This window comes from Streptomyces sp. NPDC054765 (assembly GCF_053612065.1).
Genome location: NZ_JBSHBP010000005.1, coordinates 131,572 through 156,894 on the forward strand (window position 1 = coordinate 131,572; position 25,323 = coordinate 156,894).

Below are 25,323 nucleotides of genomic sequence, written 5' to 3' on the forward strand. Positions count from 1 at the left end.
CTCCGGCTGCCCGCCCGCTCGCGGCGGCGAGCGGGCGGGCGGGCGGGCAGCCGGTCCGATCTCTTGGAGCGCTTGATGGTCAGAGACATGCAGGGACAACACCCCGGACAGGGACAACGCCCCGGACGCAGGACCGTGTTCAGGCTCGGTGTGGTCGCGGCGGCCGCTGCCGTCGCCCCGGTGCGGTGGGCAGGGGCCGCCTCGGCCCCGGGCCGGAAGCCGCCCGCACTGTCCGCGGCGGGCCGGCAGTTCCTCGCAGGGAAACTGCGGCACACCACGGTGCTGCAGTCCTTCGCCGTCGACGAACGGCGGGGTCATGTCTACGCCTTGCAGCTGGTGGCGGGCGGGTTCCGGCTGCCGGGCGAGAAGGCGGCTCTTTCGCATGCGGAGCGCGCCGGGAACGGCGATCTGTGTCTCAACCGGCTCACCCTTGACGGCTCCGAGGCCGGGCACATGTATCTGAAGGGCTTCGGCCACGGGGGCTCGATCGGGCTCGAGGAAGCCCCGGGCGGCGTCAGACTGTGGACGGAGTGGGACGCCAACCCGTCGTCCGGCTACGGACGCGGGGTGTGCCGTTTTCGTTTCGCGGACGGCCAGGTACGGGGAAGGGACAGCGGCGAACTCAGCACCTACCACCCCGTCACCGGCTCCACCAGCAACTGCCCCGCACTTGATCTGTCGCACCGGCACCTGCTGGTGCGGTACAAGCGGGCGGGCATACCGCGGTTCGCCCTGTACGACCTGGACCGGTTCCGGTCCCGTTGGTTCTGGCCGCTGACCGACTTCCTCCAGCCAGGCGCCGGCCTGGGACTGCCCTTCCAGGGCATGGCGCTGTACGGCAATTACGCCTACCAGATCCTCGGCAGTGCATACGGGGCGGGGAATCCGGCCTCCTCGGGCGGCAATACCCGGCTGTACCGCATGGATCTGCGGACCGGGCGTGTGGTGTGGCAGCAGCTGGAGCGGACGGCTCCGGGACTGTCGCCGCGCGAGCCGGAGGGCCTGGCCGTGCTGAGCGGCGACGGCACACCGCGGCTGTGCCTGGGGTTCGTCGAAGGCCCGGCGGGCGGGCGCAGCTTCCGTCTGTATGACAAAGCGCTCAGCTGACATATGTCGTTCGGTGTGCGCGGGGTGTCATCGGCCGCCATGCATGGGTACACATTCCGCCATCCGGGATGAAACAGGCTTCCCGGACCGCCGGTCGGGGCCGCTGACGCCACCACCCGCGGGTCGGAGGCAGGGTGGTATGGGGAGGCGCACATGGTGTCCCGCTGGCGGCCGCTGCCCGACACACTCGATACCGACGCACAACGCCTGGCGGAGGAGTTGCGCACACTCAAGGAGCGGACCGGGCTGAGCCTGGACGGGCTGGCCAGGAAGACCCCGTACAGCAAGTCCGCCTGGCACCGGTACCTCAACGGCGAGAAGCTGCCGCCGCGCGATGCGGTCGGGGCACTGGGCCAGGTCGCCGGCGCGGATCAGGAACGGCTGCTCGAACTGTACGACGCCGCCTACCGCGCCCGGACAGCGCCCGTGGCCGGACTCCCCGGGGCAGCGGCGGCTCCCGTCACGGCGGAACGGGGCGGGCGGGTACGGGAGATCCTGCGGGGCGCCGGGGTGCTGCGGGGCGCCGGAGTTCTGGTGGCCCTGACGGCACTGGTGGCGACCATGGGAGCGGCGGCCTCGATCGTCACGATCCCCGCACCCACTGCGCCCTCGGAGTGGGGCGGGTCCGACTCGTGCCACGGTCACCGGTGCCAGGGGCGTTATCCCCGGAGGTTCGGCTGCAACGGCGACGCGCGCACGGAGAGCACCATCACGGACACCACGTACACCGTGCGGCTCCGGTCCAGCCCGTCGTGCGGCACCGTCTGGTCGGAGGTGCAGCCGCGCTCCGGCGGCGCACAGAAGGTGTCGATCTGGGTCGGCAGTGACGCGCGGCTGACCTCCCATCCCGACGGACGTACGGGACTTGCCGTCAGTCCGATGCTGGCCACGTCGGACCTGCGGAAGGCGGTGGCATGCGCGAAGGTGACGGACCGGGTGGCGTGCACCGGCGCCGTCGAGCTGACGAGCCCGGCCCGCCCCAACGACGACGATGGCTTTCCGGGCCCCACATTCCTTGAACGGGTGATGCGTTGAGCTTCGGCGGGCGCGAGGTGTGCGCTGTCGAAGGCGGACGGTCCCTCCGCACAGCGGACTACTGTGGGGGAAGCCGTCGGCGAAGTGGCCGGCGGACGGGCGGCCCGCCCCGCGCGCGTCGGCCCGTAGCCCGATGAAAGGTGTGGAAATGACGAGCGTGCACGGCGCCCCCCTGGACATCCCCACCGCGGACGGCGTCGCCGACGCCTATCTCGCCCACCCCGACGACGGCGAGCCGCACCCCGGCGTCCTGCTGTACATGGACGCCTTCGGACTGCGCCCCTCGTTGGAGGCGATGGCCAGGCGCCTGGCCGGGCACGGCTACACGGTGCTGGTGCCCAACGTCCTCTACCGCGCCGGGCGCGCCCCGGTGGTGGACCTGCCCGAATTCATCGACCCCGCCCAGCGGCCGGAGATCATCGGGCAGCTCGTCCCGATCATGCAGACCCTCACCCCCGACCTGGCGATGCGGGACGCCGGCGCCTATCTCGACTGGCTGGCCGCCTCCCCCCTGGTCACCGACGGCCCGCTGGGCACCACCGGCTACTGCATGGGCGGCGTCCTCGGGATCCGCACTGCCGCGGCCTACCCCGACCGGATCGGTGCCGCGGCTTCCTTCCACGCCGGCCGCCTGGCCACCGACGCCGAGGACAGCCCGCACCGGCTCGCCGGCCGCATCACGGCGGAGCTGTACTTCGGTCACGCCGACCAGGACCACTCGATGCCGGCCGACCAGATCAAGAGCCTGGAACAGACCCTGGATGCCGAGGGCGTGCCCTACCGCAGCGAGCTGTACGGCGGGGCCCCGCACGGCTACACCCAGTCCGACACCACCGCGTACGACGCCGAGGCGGACGAGCGTCACTGGCGCAATCTGCTGGAACTCTTCGGACGCCGCCTCTGAGCAGACCCGCGCGGGCCGGCCGTCGGGGCGTGCGGGCATCCGGGGTAGCAGGGCGCCGGGCAGGAGGCGCCGGGGCACGAGGGCGCCCTTGCACGCGGAGGGTCGACCCACGGGACGGCCGGGTCCCGTGCGGGCCGGGCCCGGCGCAAGGACAGGCCCCCCGGGTCAGACAGCCGTGGGTTGTGGTGGGGTGAGCGGCTCGCCGTCGCGTGCTCCGGTGGCGGGGGTCGCGCCCGGGTCCTGTCTGTTGCCGGTGGGGATGACCAGCATCTTCGTGACCGTGCCGTCGTCCGCGACGACATCTCGGACGTGCGCGAATCCCAGCTTTTTGCCCAGCGTCAGGCTGGCGGCGTTTCCCGCGCCCACCATTCCGTAGACCTCGGTGAGCTTCAGCGTGTCTGCGGCGTAGCGCAGCACGCCGCGCACCAACTCGTTGCCCACTCCCCTGCCCCGGCTGCCCTTGACCAGTGCGGCGACCATCTCGTAGCCGTCGACATTGCCCGTCTTCTTGATCTCCGCATGGCCCACGTATTCACCGTCGGCCCAAACAGCCCACACATCGAACAGGTTCTTGGTATAGATCTCGTTGAGAATGGCTTTGAATACGGCCCGGATCTCTTCTTCCGGCGAACGCTCCTGGCCCATCCAGCGGCAGACCTCTTCGTCGCTGAGCAGAGCCAGAAACAGCTCCTCGTCCTCGGGCTGATAGGGCGAAAGAACCAGTCGGTCGGTACGCAGGATCGGGGTCATTCCAGGGTCCCTTCTTCGGTGAACGCCAAATGATCTCGGTGGGGCGAAAGCCCACGCCGGTACGGGGCAACAGGACTGGTTTCCGGGGAGTGCGCGCCGTGCGGAGGCGGGCGGGCAGGCCGCTTGCGGGCGTACGCGTACGTAGGTGATCTCATGCGAACTCCGGTCTGTGCAGCCGGAGTTACCCCGTCACGCCGCCGAATGCAGCGGCCCGCCGACGGAAGGGGGCCACGCCCGGCCTTCCGGCCGGGTGAAACGGCACCTGGTCACGGACCGGCCCCTGAGAAATCCCCTGCAATTCGCAGTGCCCTCACCCCGTAAAAGTCTCGAACTCCGCTCTCAGGCATCCGGCCCGTGCGGCGCATGTCACTGGTATAGCGCAATAATCGCCTATCGTCACTACCTGGCACCAAAACCGATATGACAGGTAATTAAGGCGTACGCCATCATTTGCCGACGGCATCGGATGCGGGGCTGCGCGGGGCTCCAGCCCCCGGCCGGCTGGGGAAAGGGAGGCGGCCACCGGGGAATTCGCTTCCGGTGGCCGGCCGTGACGCGGCCTGGCGGTGCCGCGGGCGCGATCTGCCGGATGGCGGTCCGGTCATTTCCCGGCGGACACGGCGGCGGGAGACGGGAAGAAGGGCATCAGGTCAGCGGGGCGGCGGCTCCCGGGGCGGCAGGGCGGAGCGAGGGCAGGGCGCCCGGGGAAGTCGCGGATTCGGGAGGGCAGTTCGGCCGGCAGCGCATACGGCCGGGGGCGGCGTCCGCGAGCCGTGCGGGCCGCGCCGGCCGTGCGGGCCGCACGGGCCGGGTGGCCGTGGTCGCGGCCCGCACGGAAGGTGGTGCGGGAACGGGCAGGGCGGAGCGGTCAGGCGCGGCCCTGCCGGGCGGGCCCGGTCAGGAAGCGGCCTGGTCCATGCGTTCGCGCAGGCTACGGGGCCGCATGTCGGTCCAGACCTCGTCGACGTAGGCGGAGCACTCGTCCTGGGTGCCCTCCTTGCCCACGGCGTGCCATCCGGCGGGGACTTCCAGGTCGGCCAGCCACAGCGAGTACTGGTCCTCGTCGTTGCGCAGCACCTGGTAGCGGGCGTTCTCGTCCATGTCACGCTCTCCCATCATGGGTTGACTTGTTGATCGGGCGGGTCGTCGGGTGGCCGCGGGGGCCGGGGCGTGCGGTCGAAGTGGGCGGTCCGGGCGGGCGGTCCGGGCGGCCGGGCGGTTGATCTCATTCAGGCTGCCGTCAACGGCCGCTGTGCGGGGGGCTTTTCGGGAAACCCCCGCGGGGAGGTACGCGATCGTCACTCGCGAACGGGGCACGGCACGGGGTGCGGCGCGGCGCGGGGCGCGGCACGGGGCGCGGGGCTCGGGGCACGGGGCACGGGGCGCGGGGCTCGGGGCACGGGGCACGGGGCGCGGGCGCGCCGGCTTCCGGCCCGTTCATGCGCTGTCCCGGGCGTGCCGGGCGATCCGGCGAAGGGCCTCGGCGAAGTCCCCGGCCACCGCCCGTACGGTCGTCTCCTCGTGGCGGCCGGGGCGGTAGTGCCAGGTGAAGGAGAGCCGGCCCTCCTGCACCGCGCCGACGGCCTCCAGCAGGTGGGAGCCACCGTCGCGGGGGTCGTGGTCCTGGCCGAAGGAGCCGTGCTCGGCGCGTACGAGGGCACCGTCGGTCCCACCGGGCCGGGCGTCCCACTGGCCCAGGTAGTTGAACACGATCTGCCCGCGGCCGGTGCGGTCCAGTCGCTCGCGCACGTCGGCGGGGCCATGGGTGCGCAGGGCGCCGAAACCGAGGCCGTTGCCGGGGACGGCGCGCAACTGGCGCCGGACCGATTTGACCAGGGCCCGCCAGTCCCGGGAGGGACCGAGGTCCGTCGGATCGGACACCTGAAGGCCGACGGGGTAGACGGTGGTGAACCAGCCGACCGTGCGGGAGAGGTCCACTCCGTCCAGGACGTCTTCACGACCGTGTCCTTCGAGGTCGATGCAGACCCGGTCGTGGCCGGTCCAGCGCGCCAGTGCCAGGGCGAGGGCGGCCAGCAGGACGTCGTTGATGCGGGTGCGATACGCGGTGGGGGCCGCGCGCAGCAGCGCCGTGGTGTCCGGCTCGTCGAGCGTCACGGTCACCGTGCGGGACGCTCCGGCGGGAGCTTCGGTGTCGTGGTCGACGGGAAGCGGGGCGGGGGCCGCGGCCTCCTCCCAGTACGGCAGTTCGTGGTCCAGCCCACCGTCGGCGACATGTGCGGCGAGGCCCCGGGCCCAGTCCCGGAAGGCGGTGGTCCGCTCGCCGAGGGTGACGGCCCGTCCCGTTGCGGCCTGCTGGTAGGCGGTCTCCAGGTCGTCCAGCAGGATGCGCCAGGAGACCGCGTCGACGACCAGGTGGTGCGCCACCAGGAGCAGGAAGGCGGGGCGGTCCGGTTCGCCGGTGAACAGCGCCGCCCGCAGCAGCGGGCCATGGCCGATGTCGAAGCCGGTGTGCAGGTCGTCGGCCGCCTTCTCCATGGCGGTGTCGGCCTCGCCGGGCGGCAGACCGGTCAGGTCGTGCCGGATGAGGAGGCTCTGCGGTGCGGACGGTGGCGGGTTCTCCTGGCGCCAGCGGCCGCCGTCCTCGGTGAACCGCATCCGCAGCGCGTCGTGGTGCGTCAGCAGGGCGGCCAGCGCGTCCTGGAGGGCCGCCGTGTCGGGGGTGCCGTCCAGTTCGAGCAGCGCCGACTGGTTGAAGTGGTGGCGGTTGGCCCGCGGGGTGGCGAAGAACCACGACTGGATGGGGGTGAGCGGCAGGTCGCCGGTCACCGGTCCGCTGTCGGTCCGCTCCGGCCCGGGGGTGACGACGGTGGCCAGTGCCGCCACCGTCTGATGGGTGAACAGGTCCTTGGTGGCCAGGTGCAGTCCGGCCCGGCGCAGCCGTGACACCACTTGCATGCTGAGGATCGAGTCGCCGCCGAGGTCGAAGAAGTTGTCGTCGGCTCCGACGGTGTCGAGGCCGAGGACGTCGGCCCAGATCCGGGCGATCTCGCGTTCGGTGTCGGTGCGGGGTGCGACATGCGGGGTGGTGGAGGCGGCTGCCGGGTCGGGGTCGGGCAGGGCGCGCCGGTCGGTCTTGCCGTTCGGGGTGAGCGGCAGCCGCGCCAGGGGGACGAACACCGACGGCACCATGTGCGGCGGCAGCAGGCGGGCCAGGTGGTCGCGCAGTTCGGGGACGGGCAGCGGTTGTGGCGTGCCGTCGGCCGGGACGACGTAGGCGACCAGCCGTCCGGGGCCGGCGGGGGGCTGTCCGGCCGGGCCGGCGGCGCGTACCGCGACCACCGCGTCACGTACCCGGGGGCTGCGCCGCAGCGCGCTCTCGATCTCGCCGGGCTCGATGCGGAAACCGCGCACCTTGACCTGTTGGTCGGCCCGTCCGGCGTAGCGCAGGTCGCCGTCGGCGCCCCACCGCACCAGGTCCCCGGTGCGGTACATCCGCTCGCCCGGCGGGCCGAACGGGTCGGCGACGAACCGTTCCGCGGTCAGTCCCGGGCGTGCCAGGTAGCCGCGGGCGAGTCCGGGGCCGGCCACGTACAGCTCGCCGGTCACGCCGACCGGTACGGGGCGCAGGGCGGCGTCCAGGACGTATGCCCGGGTGTGGGCGACGGGGCGGCCGATGGGCGGTGCGCCTGCTTCCGGGGCGAGCGGGCCGGTCCATGTGGACACCACCGTCGCCTCGGTCGGGCCATAGGAATTGATCATGCGGCGGCCGGGGGCCCAGCGCTCCACCAGGTCGGCGGGGCACGCCTCGGCGCCGACGATCACGGTGCGCAGATGCGGCAGGCCGCCGGCCGCCTCGGGCGGCAGGGTGGCCAGTGCGGCGGGCGGGATCAGGGCATGGGTGATCCGCTGCTCGGCGAGCACCCGGGCGAGTCGTTCGCCGAGCAGCGGTCCCTCCTCGCCCGCGATCAGGGCGGCTCCGGAGAGCAGCGAGACGGTCAGTTCCAGGACGGAGGCGTCGAAGCTGGGTGAGGCGAACTGGAGGACCCGGTCGCCCTCGTGCACCTCGTACCGGGCGGCGGCGGCCGAGGCGAATCCGGCGAGCCCGGTGTGGGTGACCACCACCGCCTTGGGGGTGCCGGTCGATCCGGAGGTGTAGATGACGTACGCGGGGTGCGCGTGCGTCAGCGGGGCGAGGCGGTCCGCGTCGGTGGGTGCGGAGTCGGGGCCGTCCGTACGCCAGATACCGGCCGGGTCGTCGAGGACCACGGCGGCTGCGGAGTCGCGCACCATGAAGTCCCGCCGCTCGGCCGGGTAGGCCGGGTCCACCGGCAGGAAGGCGCCGCCGGCCTTGGCGACGGCCAGCTGCGCCACCACCGTCTCCGCCGAGCGGGGCAGCGCCAGCGCCACCACGTGCTCGGGGCCGACCCCGCGGCCGATGAGGTGGTGTGCCAGCCGGTTGGCCGCGCGCTCCACCTCGGCGAAGGTCAGCTCGCGTACGCCGTCGGTGAGCGCCACCGCGTCGGGTGTCCGGGCCGTCCGCCGCTGGAACAGCGCGGGCAGGGTGGCCGGGCGCACCGGTCCGGCGCTGCCGCGCCCGTGGGCCAGCAGACGTCGCAGTTCGTCGTCGGGGGCCAGGGGCAGGGCGCCGAGGGGGCGGTGGGGGTCCTCGGCGATGCCGGTCAGCAGCGTGGTGAGCTGGTCGGCCAGCCGCGCGGCGGTGGCGGCGTCGAACAGGTCGGTGTTGTAGGTGATCAGCCCGTGCAGCGCGCCGGAGCCGGTCTCGGCGAACTCCAGGGTGAGGTCGAAGCCGGCGTGGTGCGTGTCCGGCTCGATGTCGCTCACCTGGAGACCGGGCAGGTCCAGCGCCGCTCCGGGCGCGTTCTGGAGGACGACCATGGCCTGGAAGAGCGGGGTGCGGCTGGTGTCGCGGACCGGCTGGACCTCGTCCACCACCTGCTCGAACGGCACGTCCTGGTGCGCGAAGGCGTCCAGTACCGTCTCCCGCACCTGCGCCAGGAATTCGGGGAAGGCCCGGTCCGGGTCGACGTCCGAGCGCAGGACGAGCGTATTGACGAAGAAGCCGATCAGGCGCTGGGTCTCGGCGCGGTCGCGGCCGGAGGTGACGGTTCCGACGGCGATGTCCCGCTGTCCGGACAGCCGCGCGAAGAGGGTCTGCGCGGCGGCGACCAGCGTGGTGAACAGGGTGGTCTGCCGGGTCCGGCCGAACTCGGCCAGCCTGCGGGCCGTGTCCGGCGGGAGGACGAGCGGGGCACTCGCACCGTTCCTGGTCTGTACGGCCGGCCGCGGCCGGTCGGTGGGCAGTTGCAGTGGCTCGGTCCCGGCCAGGCGTTCCTGCCAGTACCGCAGTTGCCGCCCGGCGGCGGTGCCGTGTGCGGTGCGCTGCCAGTGCGCGACATCGGCGTACTGCACCGGCAGCGGCGGCAGTCCGGCCGTGGTGCCGTCGAGCGCGGCCCGGTAGAGGTGGGCCAGGTCGCCGGTGAGCACCCCGGTCGACCAGCCGTCGGTGATGATGTGATGGAGGGTCAGTGTCAGGACGTGGTCGTCGTCCGCCAGCCGGACCAGTCCGGCCCGCAGCAGGGGGCCCTGGCGCAGGTCGAACGGGCGGGTGCGGTCGTCGGTCAGCAGCCGTGCCAGTTGCCCGGTGCGGTCGCCGGCGGGCAGGGCCGACAGATCGCGCAGCGGCAGCGGTACGTCCTGCGGCGGGTGGATGACCTGGACGCCCTGGCCGTCCACGGTGTCGAAGGTGGTGCGCAGCGACTCGTGCCGGGCGGCCAGCGCCGTGAGGGCGGCGCCGAGCGCGGCGGTGTCGAGCCGGCCGCGCAGGCGCAGGGCCAGCGGGGTGATGTACTCGCTGCTGCCGGGCGCGAACGCGTCGAGGAACCACAGGCGTTGCTGGGCGAAGGACAGCGGCGGTGCGGTGTCCCGGGGGACCGGGACGATGGCGCCCCGCTCCACGGGGCTGCTCTCCCCCCGGGTGAGCAGCGCGGCGAGCGCGGCCGGGGTCGGGTGGGTGAACACCGCGCGCGGGGTCAGACCGGTACCGAACGCCTCCGCCAGCCGAGAGGTCAGCCGGATGCTGAGGATCGAATCGCCGCCCAGCGCGAAGAAGTCGTCCTGCACACCGACCTGTTCCAGTCCGAGTACCTCGGCCCAGATCTCCGCGGTGCGGCGTTCGGCCTCGGTGCGCGGGGCGACCGGCTCCGGCCGGTCGCTGCCGGCGCCGGGCGCGGGCAGCGCCGCCCGGTCCACCTTGCCGTTGGCACTCAGGGGCAGCGCCGCCAGCGCCACGAACGCGGTGGGCACCAGGTAGTCGGGCAGGGTGTCACGGGCGTGTGCGCGCAGTGCGGCGGTGTCGAGGCCGTCGTGTGCCACGACATAGGCGACCAGCCGCTTCGCCCCGGTCCGTTCCGCACGGGCCACCACTGCGACGTCCGCGACGCCGGGGTGGGCCGCGAGGACGCCCTCCACCTCGCCGGGCTCGACCCGGAAGCCCCGGATCTTGACCTGGTCATCGGTGCGGCCGAGGAATTCCACCGTGCCGTCGAGCCGGCGGCGGGCCAGGTCCCCGGTGCGGTACATCCGGCCGCCGGGCGGTCCGCAGGGGTCGGCGACGAACCGGTCCGCGGTCGCGCCGGGGCGGCCGAGGTAGCCGCGGGCCACCCCTTCGCCCGCCAGGAAGAGTTCGCCCGCGGTTCCCGGCGGCACGGGCCGCATCCGTGCGTCGAGGATCTGGACGCGCATGTCGTCCAGGGGGCGGCCGATGGGCACGGTGGCGGGGACCACCGTGGCGTCGGTCATGGCGAAGGACGTCGCGAAGGTCGTGGTCTCGGTCGGTCCGTAGCCGTCCACGACGGTCAGGGCGGGGCAGGCGGCCAGCACCCGGCGCACGGCGGCGGCCGGGACCACGTCGCCGCCGGTCCACACCTGGCGCAGGCCCGCGAAGCAGTCCGGTGCGTCCTGGGACAGCAGCCGGAAGACTCCGGCCGTCAGCCACAGTGCCGTCACCCCTCCCCCGGCGGCCAGCCGGCGCAGCAGGGCCGCGTCCACGGCGCCCGGCGGGGCCACCACGACGCGTCCGCCGTTCAGCAGCGGTGCCCAGACCTCGAAGGTGGCGGCGTCGAAGGCCACCGGCGAGTGCAGCAGCACCCGTTCGCAGGCGGGGCCGGTGAAGCGGCTGTCGGTGGCGAGGGCTGCCACGTCGCGGTGGCGTACTCCCACGGCCTTCGGGGTGCCGGTCGAGCCGGAGGTGAACATCACGTACGCGAGCCGGTCCGGGTCCGCGGGTGGCAGCGCGGGCGTGCCGGCGGCGGCCGGCGCACCGGCCGGTCCGGCGGTCCGTGCGGCGGTCACCTCCCCGGCGGTGAGCCGGGCCGTGACGCCCGCCTGGCCGAGCAGTGTCCGGCGGCGTTCCGCGGGGGCGCGGCCGTCCACGGGCACGTACGCGCCGCCCGCCTTGAGCACCGCGAGCTGGGCCACGACGAGTTCCACCGAGCGGTCCATGAGCAGCGCCACCCGGCCCTCGGGGGCGAGGCCGTTCATCAGGAGCCGGTGCGCCAACCGGTCGGACCAGTCGGCCAGTTGACGATAGGTCACCTCATTGGTGCCGTCCGTTTCGGTGAGCGCGACCGCGTCCGGGATGCGGGCCGCCTGCGCGGCGAACAGGTCCACCGGCGAGCCGCCCGGGGCGGTGCGTGTGGTGGCGTTCCACCGGCGCAGCACCGCACGGTCGGCGGCGGTGAGCAGATCGAGGTCGTCCAGGGACCGGGCGGCGCCGTCGGCGACCGCGGTCAGCAGGTTCTCCAGGTGGGCCGCGGCCCGCTCCACCGTCGTACGGTCGAACAGCGCCCCGTCGTAGGCGAGGTCGAAGCCGAGGCGGTCGGCGAGGTAGGCGCGCAGGCACAGCGGGAAGCTGGTGGCGTCCTCGGCGCGCACGTCCTGGATGCGGATGCCCGCCCCGGCGGCGGCCGCCTCGTCGAAGGGGTAGTTCTCGAACACCATCATGCTGTCGAACAGCGCCTCGCCCGGAGGGAGTTCACTGAGCGCCTGGATGCGGGCGAGCGAGACGAAGTCGAAGTGCCGGGAGTCGCTCTGCTGTTCCTGGAGGTCGCGCAGCCAGGACAGTACGTCCTGGGCACCGTCGGTCCGAACGCGGGTCGGCACGGTGTTGATGAACATGCCGACCATGGACTCCACGCCCGGAAGTTCGGCCGGGCGGCCCGAGACCGTGGTGCCGAACACCACGTCCCGGCGGCCGCTGTAGCGGGCCAGCAGCAGTGCCCAGGCGCCCTGTACCACCGTGTTGACGGTCAGTCCGTTCCGTCCGGCCGTCGCGCGCAGCCGGGCGGAGGCCTCGGGGGTGAGCTCCAGGTGCACCAGCGCGTCGGACCGGGCGCGGTGTGCCTCGACGGGCGGCCGGTCGTAGGGCAGCGGGGTGCGGGCGGTGAACCCGCTGAGGGTGCCGGTCCAGTGCCGCTCGGCCTCCTCCTCGTCCTGCTCCCCCAGCCACTGCAGGAAGTCCCGGAACGGCCGCCGGGCCGGCGGCCGGACGGCGCGTCCCTCGACCGTCGCCGCGTACTGCGCGCACACATCGGCGAAGAGCTGTCCGGTGCTCCAGCCGTCGAGCATCAGATGGTGCGAGGACCACACCAGCACGATCTCGTCGCCGGGGAGCGCGGCCACCGCGAGCCGGCTCAGGGGTGCGGTGGTCACGTCCATGCCGGCTTCCCGGTCCTCGGTGAGCAGCCGGTCCAGGGCGCGGTCGCGCTCGGCGGCCGTCAGGGTCCGCCAGTCGTGGTGGACGACGGGCAGCACGGCACGGCGGTGGACGACCTGCACGGGGTGGGGCAGGCCCTGCCAGCGGACGCTGCTGCGCAGTGCCGGGGTGTGGTCGGCGACGGTCTGCCAGGCCGCAGCGAACGCACGCGGGTCGGCGACCCCGGCGATCCGGACCGCCATCTGGTCGAAGTAGGCGCCCGCCGAGTCGACCAGCCCGTGGAAGAGCATGCCGGCCTGCAGCGGGGTGAGCGGGTGGATGTCCGCCACCTCGTGCCCGTCGCCCGCGATCAGGTCCACCTGGCGCTGGTCGAGCCGGGCGAGCGGGAAGTCGGACGGGGTCCGGCCGCCGGTGTCCGGCCGGGCGCAGTGCGCGACGATCTCGGTCAGCGCCGTGAGGGTTTCCTCGGCGAGGCGGCGCACGGTGGATTCGTCAAGGACCGCGGGCGGATAGGTCCAGCCGAGTTCGAGCCGGCCGCCTTGGACCACGCCCGTCACATCGAGCAGGTAGGTACGGGTCTCGTCCGGGTCGGTGTCCTGTCCGGCCGGCGGCAGGGCGGCGCGGTACAGCGCCTCGTCGTCCGGGCGCCCGCCGGACGCGATGTCCCACTGGCCGTGGTAGTTGAAGCCGACGCGCGGCGCCGGCGCTTCGGGCAGCAGGCTCTGTGGGGCGAGGTGGCGCAGCGCTCCGTAGCTCAGTCCCCGCAGCGGCACGGCGCGCAGCTGCTCCTTGACGGACCGGACGGTGTCCCGCCAGTCCGCGTCCGGGGCGACGGACAGGGCGAGCGGGAACTCCGCGGTGAACCAGCCGACGGTGCGTGACAGGTCCAGGTCGTCGAAGAGGTCCTCGCGGCCGTGGCCTTCCACGCCGATGAGGACGGTGTCCCGGCCGCTCCAGCGGGCCAGGGTGCGGCCCAGCGCGCTGAGCAGGACGTCGTTGACCTGGGTGCGGTAGACGTCCGGGACCTGGCGCAGCAGGGCGTCGGTCTCGGCGCGGCCCAGGCGGACGGTGACGGTGGCGGCGGTGCCGTGGGAGTGGGGGCCCGGACGGTCGACGGGGAGGCCGGCCGGGGTCCGGCAGACGCGGGTCCAGTACGCCAGGTCGCCGTCGAAGGCTCCGCAGTGGGTGTGCCGCTCCAGGCGGGCCGCCCAGTGCCCGTAGGCGCTGCTCGCGGGTGCCAGGCCGGCCGGCCGCCCGGCGGCGGCATGACGGTAGGCGGTCTCCAGGTCGCCCAGCAGGATGCGCCAGGACACCCCGTCGACCACCAAGTGGTGGACGGTGAGGAGGAGTTGGGCGGGGAGTCCGGGGCCGCAGTCGAAGAACAGGACCTGGACGACCCGGCCCTCGGTGACGTCGAGGGAGGTCTGCGCGGCGGCGGCCGCGCGCTGGACGGCCTCCTCCCGTTCCTGGGCGTCGAGACCGGTCAGGTCGTGGTGCGCGAAGACGTCCCCGGGGGCGGCGGGCAGCACCTCCTGGCGCCAGGCACCGTCGGTGCGGCGGAACCGGGTGCGCAGTGCGTCGTGCCGGGCCACCAGCGCGTCGACCGCCTGGCGCAGTGCCGGCTCGTCGGTCTCCGGGGCCAGCTCCAGCCGGTTGGTCATGGTGAAGCGCAGGGCCTGTCCGGGCCGCCGGCCGTCGAGGTACCAGTGCTGGATGGGGGTGAGCGGCGCCGGTCCGGCCGGGGCCGCGGCGCCGTCGGCGGACGACGGGGTCACGGCGGCGGTGCGCAGGGCGAGTTCCGCGATCGTCTGGTGGCGGAAGACGTCCTTGGAGGTGAGAGCGAGTCCGGCGCGGCGGGCCCGGGAGACGATCTGGATGCTGAGGATCGAGTCGCCGCCCAGGGCGAAGAAGTTGTCCTCGACACCGACCCGGGGGACGCCCAGCACCTCCGTCCAGATGCCGGCGAGGCAGGTCTCGGTCCCGGTGCGCGGGGCGATGTACCGCGTCCCGGCCTCGGGCTGGACGGGGGGTGCGGGCAGGGCGCGCCGGTCGGTCTTGCCGCTGCTGGTCCGCGGTATCCGCGCCAGGGGGACGAACACCGCGGGGACCATGTAGTCCGGCAGGGTACGGCGCAGCCGGACCCGCAGCTCCTCCGCCGGTGGCGGCTGCGAGCCCGCGGGGACCACATAGGCCACCAGCCGGGCCCGGCCGGCGTGTTCGCGGGCCACCACCACGGCGTCGGCGAGGCCGGGGTGGCCGAGCAGGGCGGCCTCGATCTCTCCGGGCTCGATCCTGAAGCCCCGGACCTTGACCTGTTCGTCGGTGCGCCCCAGGTACTCCAGCAGCCCTTCACCGTCCCGGCGGGCGCGGTCGCCGGTGCGGTACATCCGGGCGCCGGGCGGGCCGAACGGGTCGGCGACGAAGCGAGCGGCGGTCAGTCCGGGCCGTCCCAGGTAGCCGCGGGTGACCTGGGCGCCGGCGAGGTACAGCTCTCCCGGCACCCCGGCCGGTACCGGCTGCAGGGCGTCGTCGAGCACATAGGCGCGCAGGTTGCGGCCCGGCCGGCCGATGACGGGACGCCCGGCGTGGTCGGTGAAGCGGCCGTACACGGCGTCGACGGTGCATTCGGTGGGGCCGTAGACGTTGTAGGCGGTGACGCCCTCGGTCTCCCGCAGCTCCCGCCACAGCAGCGCGCCGACGGCCTCGCCGCCCACCATGACCATCCGGGGGCGGTGGTGGCCGCCGGTGAACAGCCCGGCGGCCATCAGCTCGTGCAGGAAGGACGGTGTCACATTGACGCAGTCCAGGCGGCGTTCGGCGATCAGCCCGACGAACGCGGCCGGGTCCAGGCGTACGTCCTCGTCGACGAGGTGGACCTCCTGGCCCAGCGCCATCAGCAGCGGGCCCTCCCAGGAGGTGTCGAAGGAGAAGGCGGCACTCAGCGCGAAGCGCAGCGGCCGTCCGCCGGTGGTGTGCGGGGCGACGAGCCCGGCCAGGTGGTCATGGCAGAGGTTGACCAGCTGGCGGTGTTCGACGGCGACGCCCTTGGGGCGGCCGGTGGAGCCGGAGGTGTAGTTGAGGTAGGCGGTGTGGGCGCCGCACAGGGGCGAGGTCCGGTCGGCGTCGGTGGGGTTGTGTCCGGGCTGCCGGTCCAGGGGGGCGTCGCGCAGGGTGCCGGGCGTCAGGACGGTCTGCGGCGCGGCGTCCGCGAGCAGGAACGCCAGGCGTTCGGCGGGCAGTTCCGGGTCGACGGACAGCTGGGTGCCGCCCGCCTTGAGGACGGCGAGGAGCGCCACCAGCATGTCCGAGGTCCGCGGCAGCTGGACGGCGACCACGCGCTCGGGGCCGACGCCGAGCGAGATGAGGTGGTGGGCGAGCCGGTTGGCACGGTCGTTCAACGCGGCGAAGTCCAGCGTGGCGTCCCGCGCCACCAGGGCCGTGGCGTGCGGGGTACGGGCCGCCTGGGCCTCGAACAGGTCGACGAATGTGCTGTCCGGTACGGGCAGGGCGTCGCCCTGCCCGTCCTGGAGCACCTGCCGCCGCTCCTCCTCGGACAGCAGCGGCAGTGCGCCGACGGTCCGTCCGGGGTCGTCGGCGACCGCCTCCAGCAGCAGGCGCAGCCGTGCGGTCGCCCGCTCCACGGTGGCCGCGTCGAACAGATCGGTGTTGTACTCGACGAAGCAGGTGAGCCCGCCGTCGCGCTCGACGAAGTCGAAGCCGAGATCGAAGGCGGCGTGCCGGCCCGGCGGCTGGAGGGTTTCGACGTTGAGGCCGGGCAGGTGCGGTGCCTCGCCGCCGAGGTTGTGCAGGGCCACCATGACCTGGAACAGGGGGGTGCGGCTGGTGTCCCGCTCCGGCTGGAGCACATCGACGAGCCGCTCGAAGGGCACGTCCTGGTGGGCGAACGCGTCCAGCACGGTGGCGCGCACCTCGGACAGCAGCGCGGTGAACGGCAGGTCGGCGCGCACCTGGCTGCGCAGTACCAGGGTGTTCACGAACATCCCGATCAGATGCTCCAGCTCGGGACGCTCGCGCCCGGAGGCCACGGTGCCGACCGTGACGTCCTCCTGGCCGGCCCAGCGCGCGAGCAGCATCTTGCAGGCCGCGAGCAGCGTCATGTAGAGCGTGGCGTCGGCGCCGCGGCCGGTCTCCCGCAGCCGGTCGGTCAGCGTGGCGGGCAGGGCGAACTCCAGCAGCGCGCCGTTCTTGGTCCGGACGGCGGGCCGCGGCCGGTCGGTCGGCAGTTCCAGCGGGGCCACCTCGGACAACTTCTCCCGCCAGTAGGCGAGTTGAGCGTCGTCGGCTTCGGCTGCCCGTGCGCGCTGCCAGGCCGCGTAGTCGGCGTACTGCAGTGGCAGCGGGGGCAGGGCCGGGCTGCGGTCGTGCAGGGCCGCCGTGTACAGCTCGCCCAGGTCCCGGCCGAGCACCGCGGTGGACCAGCCGTCGGTGACGATGTGGTGCATGGCCAGGGTCAGGACGTGCTCGTCGCCGGCGAGCCGGACCAGCCGGGTCCGCAGCAGCGGCCCGCTGGCCAGGTCGAAGGGGGTGGCACCCTCGCGCGCCAGCAGCGCGTCGAGCGCGTGGTGGCGCTCGTGCGGCGGGGTGTCCGACAGGTCGTGCAGCGGCAGGTCCACCGGGTGGGGCGGGTGGACGTGCTGGCGGGCGTGGCCGTCCTGTTCGGCGAACGTGGTGCGCAGCGGTTCGTGGCGGGCCACCAGGGCGTCCAGGGCGGTGCGCAGGGCCGCTTCGTCGAGCGGGCCGCGCAGGCGCAGCACGAAGAAGGTCAGGTACTCGGTGCTGTCCGGCTCGAAGGTGTCCAGGAACCACAGGCGCTGCTGGGCGAACGACAGCGGCAGCCCGGCGGCGCGGTCGGCCGCCGGGATCGTGTCGTGGGGTGCCCGGTGGGCCGCGGCCGGGTCCGGCAGGACGGCGGCCAGGGCGGCGATGGTGGGGTGGGTGAACAGCAGCCGGGGAGAGAGTTCGGCGCCGAGCACGGCGCGGAGCCGGGAGGTGACGCGGATGGCGAGGATCGAGTCGCCGCCCAGGGCGAAGAAGCTGTCCTCGACGCTGATTTCCCCGGTGTCCAGGATCTCGGCCCATACCCGGGCGACGAGGCGCTCCGCCCCGGTACGCGGTGCGGTGCGCACCTCGCCGGCGGCGAAGCCGTCCGGTCCGGGGGCGGGCAGGGCGCGGTGGTCGAGCTTGCCGTTGACGGTCAGCGGCAGCGCGTCCAGGGGAACATAGGCGGCGGGCACCATGTGCGCGGGCAGGGTGTGTTCCAGGTGGGCGCGCAGCGCGGCGGCGGACGGCGGGGCGGCCTGGCCGGTGCCCACGACATGGGCGACCAGCCGCCGTACCCCGGGGGTGTCCTCGCGCACCCCGACCACGGCCTCGGCGATGTCCGGGTGCCCGGTCAGGGCGGCCTCGATCTCGCCGGGTTCGATCCGGAACCCCCGGATCTTGACCTGCTGGTCGGCGCGGCCCAGGTACTCCAGGGTGCCGTCGGGCCGCCACCGGGCCCGGTCGCCGGTGCGGTACATCCGGGTGCCGGGCGGCCCGAACGGGTCCGCCACGAACCGCGCCGCGGTCAGGCCGGGCCGGTTCAGATAGCCGCGGGCCAGGCCCTCGCCGGCCACGTACAGCTCGCCGACGGCGCCGGGCGGTACCGGTGCGAGACCGGCGTCGAGCACCCGCACGCGCAGGTCGGGGATGCCGCGGCCGATGGCGCTGCCGGTGGCCCCGGCCACGGTGGCGCGGTCGAGGGGCGCGTAGGAGACGTGCACGGTGGTCTCGGTGATCCCGTACATGTTGACCAGGACGGGCGCGGTGTCCGGGTGCCGCTCGTACCAGTCGGTGAGCCGGCCCAGATCCAGCGCCTCTCCGCCGAACACCACCCGCCGCAGGGAAAGCCGCGCCCCCAGCTCGGGGTGTTCGGCGTCCGCGCGCATCAGGGGGTGGAACGCCGAGGGCGTCTGGTTGAGCACCGTGACCCGCTCGTCCACCAGCAGGCGCAGGAACTCCTCGGGGGACCGGGCGACCTCGTGCGGGACGACGACGAGCCGTCCGCCGTGCAGCAGCGCGCCCCAGATCTCCCAGACGGAGAAGTCGAAGGCGTAGGAGTGGAAGAGCGTCCACACGTCGTGCTCGTCGAAGGCGAACCAGTCGCGGGTGCGGGAGAACAGCCGCACCACGTTGGCGTGCGGGACGACGACGCCCTTGGGCAGACCGGTGGAGCCCGAGGTGTAGATGACGTAGGCGGGGTGCTCGGGCAGCGGGCGGCGGGCCGGGGCCGGGCCGGTGGCGGGGCGGCGGGCCAGGTCGGCCCTCACCTCGGGGTCGTCCAGGAGCAGCCGGGGGCAGGCGGCGTCGCCGAGCCGCCCGGCGACGGCAGCGGTGGTCACCAGCAGGGCCGGGGCCGCGTCGCCGAGCAGATGGGCGATACGGCCGCCGGGCAGCTCCGGGTCGACGGGCACGTAGGCGGCGCCGGCCTTCAGCACCGCCACGATCGCCACGATCATGTCCGGGGAGCGGGGCAGGGCGAGCGCCACGAAGCGCTCGGGGCCGGCGCCGCCCTCGGCCAGCTGGTGGGCCAACCGGCCCGCCCGCGCGTCGAGTTCGGCATAGGACAGGGCGGTGCCCGCGCAGGTCACCGCGGTGGCGCCGGGTGTACGGGCCGCCTGTGCCTCGAACAGGTCCACCAGGGTCGGCTCGGGCCGCCCGTGCTCCGTGCCGTTCCAGTCCACCAGCATCCGCCGGCGCTCCTCGGCGGTCGTCCACGCCAGTTCGCGCAGCGGCCGTTCCGGGCCGGCGGCGATCTCCGCGAGCAGCAGGCACAGCCGCTCGGCGAGCGCCTCGGCGGTGGCGGAGTCGAAGAGATCCGGGTCGTAGGCGAGGTCGAAGCCGAGGCGGTCGCCGTGGTGGGCACGCAGCACCAGCGGGAAGTTGGTCGCGTCCCGCGAGGCGACGTCCAGGATGCGGACGCCGGCGCCGGACGTCCGGGCGTCGTCGAACGGGTAGTTCTCGAAGGCGACCATGCTGTCGAACAGCGCGGTGCCCGCCGGTACGTCACTGAGCGAGGCCAGCTGTGCGAGCGAGACGGCCTCGAATCGCCGGGATTCGGACTGGGCGTCCTGGAGGTCGCGCAGCCACTCGGCGGCCGTGCGGTGTTCGTCGGCCCGTACCCGGGTGGGCAGGGTGTTGATGAACATCCCCACCATCGATTCGACGCCGTGCAGTTCGTCCGGGCGGCCGGACACGGTGGTGCCGAACACCACGTCCGGCTCCCCGCTGTAGCGCGCCAGCAGCAGCGCCCAGGCGCCCTGCACGACCGTGTTGAGGGTCAGTCCGCTGCGCCGGGCGGTGTGCAGCAGCCGGTGGGACAGCTCGACGGGCAGACCCGACGCCAGCACCGCGGCGGAGTGGGCCCGGTGGGCCTCGCGGGGCGGGCGGTCGCAGGGCAGGGGTGTCGGGGTGGCGAAGCCCGCGAGGACGGTGCGCCAGTGCTCCTCGGCGCCGTGGCCGTCCCGGCGCGACAGCCAGCGCACATAGTCGCCGAACGGGCGGCGCAGGGGCGGCGTCGGCGCGCGGTCCGCGACGAGCGCGGCGTACTCCTCGCACACCTCGGTCAGGACCTGTGCCAGGCTCCAGCCGTCCAGGATCAGATGGTGCGAGGTCCACAGCAGGCGCAGCTTCCCGCCGGGCAGCCGGACCAGGGTGAGTCGCATCAGGGGCGGGGTGGCGAGGTCCAGGCCCTGCGCCAGGTCCTCGGCCTGGATGCGGGCGAGTTCGTCCCTGCGCCGCTCCTCGTCCAGCTCGCGCCAGTCCAGGTGGACGGTGGGCACCGTCACTTGCCGGTGCACGATCTGCAGCGGTACGGGCACGTGCTCCCAGACGACCGAGGTGCGCAGCACCGGCGTCCGGTCGGTCACCCGCTGCCAGGCGCGGGCGAATGCCCGCGGGTCCGCCACCCCGTCCAGCAGCAGGCCGGCCTGGTCGAGGTAGACGTCGTCCGGCCCGCCCATCAGGCGGTGGAAGAGCATGCCTTCCTGGAGCGGGGTCAGCGGGAGGATGTCCTCGACCGCGCGCCCGTCCCCGGCCAGGCGGTCGACGCCTGCCTGGTCCAGCCGGGCGAGGGGGAAGTCGCAGGGGGTGCGCCCGCCCGCGTCCGGCCGTTCGCAGTGGGCGGCGATCGCGGCCAGCGCGCGGACCGTGCCGTCCGCCAGGTCCCGGACGGTGCTCTCGTCGTGGACCTGGTCGCTGTAGTGCCAGGTGAGTTCCAGGACGCCGTCGGCCACCACGGCCGAGACGTCCAGCAGGTGGTCGAGCGCTTCACCGGCGGCCATGTCGCGGCCGGGGACGTCACTGGCGGGTGCGAAGTCCCCGCCGTGTCCGCTCTCCCACTGGCCGTGGTAGGTGAAGCAGACCTGGGGCAGGGGCAGTTCGCGCAGGAGGCGGGCGGCCGGGTCCGGCGAGCCCAGCCGGGCCAGCGCCTCGTAGCCGAAGCCGCGGCGGGGGACGGCCCGCAGCTGTTCCTTGACCGCCTTGAGCGTCGCGCCCCAGTCCGGTTCCCGCGACGGGCCGTCCAGGGTGAGGGTCACCGGGTACTGGGTGGTGAACCAGCCGACGGTCCGGGACAGGTCGACGGTGTCACCGGCGCCGGCCGCCTCGCTGCCGGCGCCGTCGCGGTGGCCGTCGATGTCCTCCCGGCCGTGCCCCTCCAGGGCCACCGTCACCCGGTTCGTGCCCGCCCAGTCGGCGAGCACCCGGCCCAGCGCGCTGAGCAGTACGTCGTTCACCTGGGTCCGGTACACCCCGGGCACCCGGCGCAGCAGGGCTTCGGTGGTGCCGGGGTCGAGGCGTGCGCGTACGGTGCGCACCGAGCCGGCGAGCGCAGTGCCGGGGCGGTCCACCGGCAGCGGGGTGCGCGCCGCCTCGCTCTCGGCTCTCCAGTACGGCAGGTCGTCGTCGAGTGCGCCGTCCTGGACGTGCCGGGCCACGTACGCCGCCCAGGTGGTGAACGCCGTGGTGGCGGGCTCCAGTTGGACCCTCTCGTCGGCGGCAGCCCGGCGGTAGGCGCTCTCCAGGTCGGCGAGCAGGATGCGCCAGGAGACGCTGTCGACGGCCAGGTGGTGGGCCGTCAGGAACAGCTGCGGCCGGCTGCCCGGCTCCGCGCTCAGCAGCGCGGCGCGCAGCAGGGTGCCGGTGGCGGGGTCGAGGTCCGCGCGGGCGGCGTCGGCCGCTTCGGTGCGCGCGGTGTCCCGGGCGTCGCCGGTGGCCGCGGACAGGTCGTGCCGGGCCAGGAGACCGGGTGCCACGGCGTCGCCGGGGTGCTGGCGCCAGGTGCCGCCGGTACGGTCGAACCGGGTGCGCAGCGCCGGATGGTGGGCGACCACGGCGTGCAGGGCCCGCTCCAGGGCGTCCGGGTCGAGGTCGTGCGGCAGGTCGAGCAGCATCGACATGCTGAAGTGCCGCAGCGGTCCGTGGGTGGCGAAGAACCACTCCTGGATGGCGGTGAGCGGGGCCGGTCCGGTGTCGGCCGGCTGCTGCGCCGCGGGGGCCGGTGCGGAGCGCAGGTCCACGGCGGCGGCCAGCTCGGCGACGGTCTGGTGCAGGAAGACGTCCCGGGAGGTCAGGCGCAGTCCGGCGGCGCGGGCCCGGGAGACCGCCTGGATGCTGAGGATCGAGTCGCCGCCGAGTGCGAAGAAGTTGTCGGTGACGCCCACCTGCGCGATGCCGAGGACCGCGGACCAGATCCCGGCGAGTTCCCGTTCGGCCGGGGTGCGCGGTGCCACGAACTCCCGCTCGCGCGGGGCCGTGTCGAGGTCGGGGGCGGGCAGCGCGCGGCGGTCCAGTTTGCCGCTGGTGGTGAGCGGCAGGGCGTCCAGGACGACGAAGGCGGCGGGCACCATGTGGCCGGGCAGGGTGCGCTGCAGGGCCGCCCGCAGTTCGGAGGCGGCGGGGCCCCCGGTTCCGGCGGCGGGCACAAGGTAGGCGGCGAGCCGGGCATGGCCGCGCTCGTCGGCGACGGCGACGACGGCCGCCCCGCCGACCTCCGGCAGGGCCGTCAGCGCCGCCTCGACCTCGCCGGGTTCGATGCGGTGGCCGCGGATCTTGACCTGGTCGTCGGCGCGGCCGAGGTGGTCGAGGCGTCCGTCAAAGGTCCAGCGGGCCAGGTCGCCGGTGCGGTACATCCGGCTGCCGGGCGGCCCGTACGGGTCCGCCACGAACCGGGCCGCGGTCAGGCCGGGGCGGTGCAGATAGCCGCGGGTGACCTGGTCGCCCGCGAGGTACAGCTCGCCGCCGACACCGGGCGGCACCGGCTGGAGCCGCCGGTCGAGGACATGGGCGCGCACATTGGCCAGCGGCCGGCCCACCACGGGCCGCCCGGTGCCGTCGATGCGGCAGGCCAGCGCGTCGACCGTGCACTCGGTGGGCCCGTAGAAGTTGTACGCGGTCACCTCGGGCAGCTGGGACAGCTCCCGCCACAGTGCGGGGCCGACCGCCTCGCCGCCCAGCATCAGCAGCCGCGGATGGTGGCGGGGGTCGGTCAGCAGCCCGGCGGGCAGCAGCTGGCGCAGATAGGAGGGGGTCAGGTCGAGGAAGTCGACGCGGTGCTCGACGACATATTCGACCAGGGCGGCCGGGTCGAGCCGGGTCGCCTCGTCGACCAGGTGCAGCCGGTGGCCGCCGGCCATCAGCAGCACGCCCTCCAGCGAGGTGTCGAAGGAGAACGACGCGGTCAGGGCCACCCGCAGCGGGCCGCCGCCCGCCGCGGCGACGAAGCCGTGCTGGTGGCCGGCCAGCAGGTTCATCAGGGACCGGTGCTCCACGGCCACGCCCTTGGGGCGGCCGGTGGACCCGGAGGTGTAGATGAGGTAGGCGGTGTTGCCGGGGTGCAGCGGGGCGCGTCGGTCGGCGTCGGTGGGGTTGGTCGCGGGGGCCGATGGGGGGACCGCGCGCAGGGCCGCCGCGTCGAGCACCAGCGCCGGCCGGGCGTCCTCGGTGAGGAACTGCAGCCGCTCTTCGGGAAGTCCGGGGTCGAGCGGCACATAGGCGGCACCGGATTTGAGCACGGCGAGGATCGCCACGATCATGTCGGCGGTGCGCGGCAGCCGCAGCGCGACGAGCTGTTCGGGGCCCGCGCCCCGGCCGATGAGGTGGTGGGCGAGCCGGTTGGCCCGCGTGTTGAGCGCGGCGTAGTCCAGCGTGGTGTCCCCGGCCACCAGTGCCGTCGCGTGCGGGGTGCGGGCGGCCTGCGCCTCGAAGACGGCGGGGTAGGTGGTGGGCGCGACGGGCAGTGCGGTGTCGTTCCACTCGGTGGTCAGCTGCCGCCGCTCCCCCTCCGACAGCAGGGACAGTTCGCCCAGCGGCCGGTCCGGTTCGGCCGCGATTCCCGTGAGCAGGGTGACCAGTTGTCCGGCCATCCTCTCGACGGTCGCGGCGTCGAAGAGGTCGGTGCGGTACTCCAGCAGCCCGGTCAGCCCGTCCCCGTCGGGGACGAACTCGATGCTCAGGTCGAAGGTGGCCGCGCGGCGCGGCACGGTGACGGTGGCGGCGGTCATCCCCCGCAGGCCGGGGGCCGCGGGCGGGGCGGGGTGGAGCAGGACCATGACGTCGAAGAGCGGGTTGCGGCCCGCTTCCCGTACGGCCCCCACGGCGTCCACCAGCCGCTCGAAGGGGGTGTCGTCGTGGGCGAAGGCATCGAGGACGGCGGTGGCGGAGGCGTCCAGCAGCTCGCGGTAGGAGCGTGCGGTGTCGACGGGGGCGCGGAGCGCGACCGTATGGACGAAGAGGCCGACCGCGCGCTCCAGTTCGGTGCGTCCGCGTCCGGGGGTCAGCGAGCCGACGGTGATGTCGTCCTGTCCCGACCAGCGGGCGAACAGCGCCTGGCAGGCGGCGATCAGCGCGGCGAACAGGGTGGTGTGCTGCTGCGCCGCCACCTCCCGCAGCCGGGCGGCCGTGGCCGCCGGGACACGGAACTCGTGGACCGCGCCGCCGCCGGACTCCTCCCCGCTGCGGGGGCGGTCGAGCGGCAGCTCCAGCGGCACCGCCCCGTCCAGCTGCTTGGTCCAGTAGGCGAGCTGCTCCTCCAGCAGGGCTCCAAAGAGCCGCTCGCGCTGCCAGACGGCGACGTCCGGGTACTGCGCCGGCGCCGGGGCGGGCGCGGGCGTCTCACCGTGCGCCAACGCGTCGTAGAGCGTGCACAGTTCGTCCAGCAGCACACCCATGGACCAGCCGTCGGTGACGATGTGGTGCGCGGTGAGCAGCAGGACGTGCTCGTCGTCGGCCAGGCGTATCAGCAGGGCCCGCAGCAGCGGACCGGTGCGCAGGTCGAACGGGCGGGAGTACTCCGTCAGCAGCACGTCGTCCAGCGCCGCCGGGCCCGGGACGGACCGGCCCCGGTCCTCCGCACCGGCCGCGGGGCCGTCCGCGTCCCGCAGATCGCGTACCGGCAGCGGTACGGGGGCGGCCGGGTGCACGGTCTGCACGGGCCGCCCGTCGATGTCGTCGAACGTGGTCCGCAGCGACTCGTGGCGAGCCGGCGCGGCGTCCAGCGCCCGGGACAGCGCGGCCCGGTCCAGGGTGCCGGTCAGCCGCAGCGCGACCGCGCTGTGGTAGCGGGAGTCGCCGGGGCGGAGCTGTTCGAGGAACCACAGCCGCTGCTGGGCGAAGGAGAGCGGCAGCGGCTGTGACCGGTCCGCGCGCGGGATGCCCTGGCGGGCCGTGGCGGCCGGCGGGGCCTGCCCCGCAAGGCGGCGGCGCAGCGCTTCCTGCAACTCCTTCGGCAGGGCCGCGGCACGGTCCTTCTTCGAATGCGAAGACGTCATGTCGT

6 protein-coding genes are annotated in these 25,323 nt (G+C 74.2%); 3 read left to right on the plus strand and 3 right to left on the minus strand.

Annotation, left to right across the window (positions count from 1 at the left end):
• The first annotated feature begins 87 nt into the window (after nucleotides 1–87).
• From ACWGJY_RS05610 to ACWGJY_RS05620, 3 genes are all read left to right on the plus strand, one after another.
• Nucleotides 88–1,107: a phage baseplate protein gene (locus ACWGJY_RS05610; protein ID WP_453259503.1), complete on the plus strand. Its 1,020-nt coding sequence runs from the start codon at nucleotides 88–90 to the stop codon at nucleotides 1,105–1,107.
• 153 nt (nucleotides 1,108–1,260) lie between these two features.
• Nucleotides 1,261–2,142 (plus strand): helix-turn-helix domain-containing protein, encoded by an 882-nt coding sequence (locus ACWGJY_RS05615; RefSeq protein ID WP_453259504.1) that lies wholly within the window; start codon nucleotides 1,261–1,263, stop codon nucleotides 2,140–2,142.
• Nucleotides 2,143–2,290: 148 nt separating this feature from the next.
• Complete coding sequence (locus ACWGJY_RS05620; protein WP_453259505.1) at nucleotides 2,291–3,046, plus strand: dienelactone hydrolase family protein; 756 nt, start codon at nucleotides 2,291–2,293, stop codon at nucleotides 3,044–3,046.
• A 165-nt stretch (nucleotides 3,047–3,211) separates the two neighbouring features.
• On the opposite strand, the gene ACWGJY_RS05625 is transcribed toward ACWGJY_RS05620, so the two are convergent.
• The 3 genes from ACWGJY_RS05625 to ACWGJY_RS05635 form a co-directional block, all read right to left on the minus strand.
• Entirely contained in the window at nucleotides 3,212–3,796 is a 585-nt protein-coding gene (locus ACWGJY_RS05625) for a GNAT family N-acetyltransferase (RefSeq protein ID WP_453259506.1), read from the minus strand.
• 897 nt (nucleotides 3,797–4,693) lie between these two features.
• Entirely contained in the window at nucleotides 4,694–4,897 is a 204-nt protein-coding gene (locus ACWGJY_RS05630; protein ID WP_453259547.1) for an MbtH family protein, read from the minus strand.
• A gap of 336 nt (nucleotides 4,898–5,233) precedes the next feature.
• Nucleotides 5,234–25,318 carry a non-ribosomal peptide synthase/polyketide synthase gene (locus tag ACWGJY_RS05635; protein WP_453259507.1) on the minus strand — a complete coding sequence of 6,695 codons (20,085 nt, stop codon included), beginning with the start codon at nucleotides 25,316–25,318 and terminating at the stop codon, nucleotides 5,234–5,236.
• Between the last annotated feature and the right edge of the window lie 5 nt (nucleotides 25,319–25,323).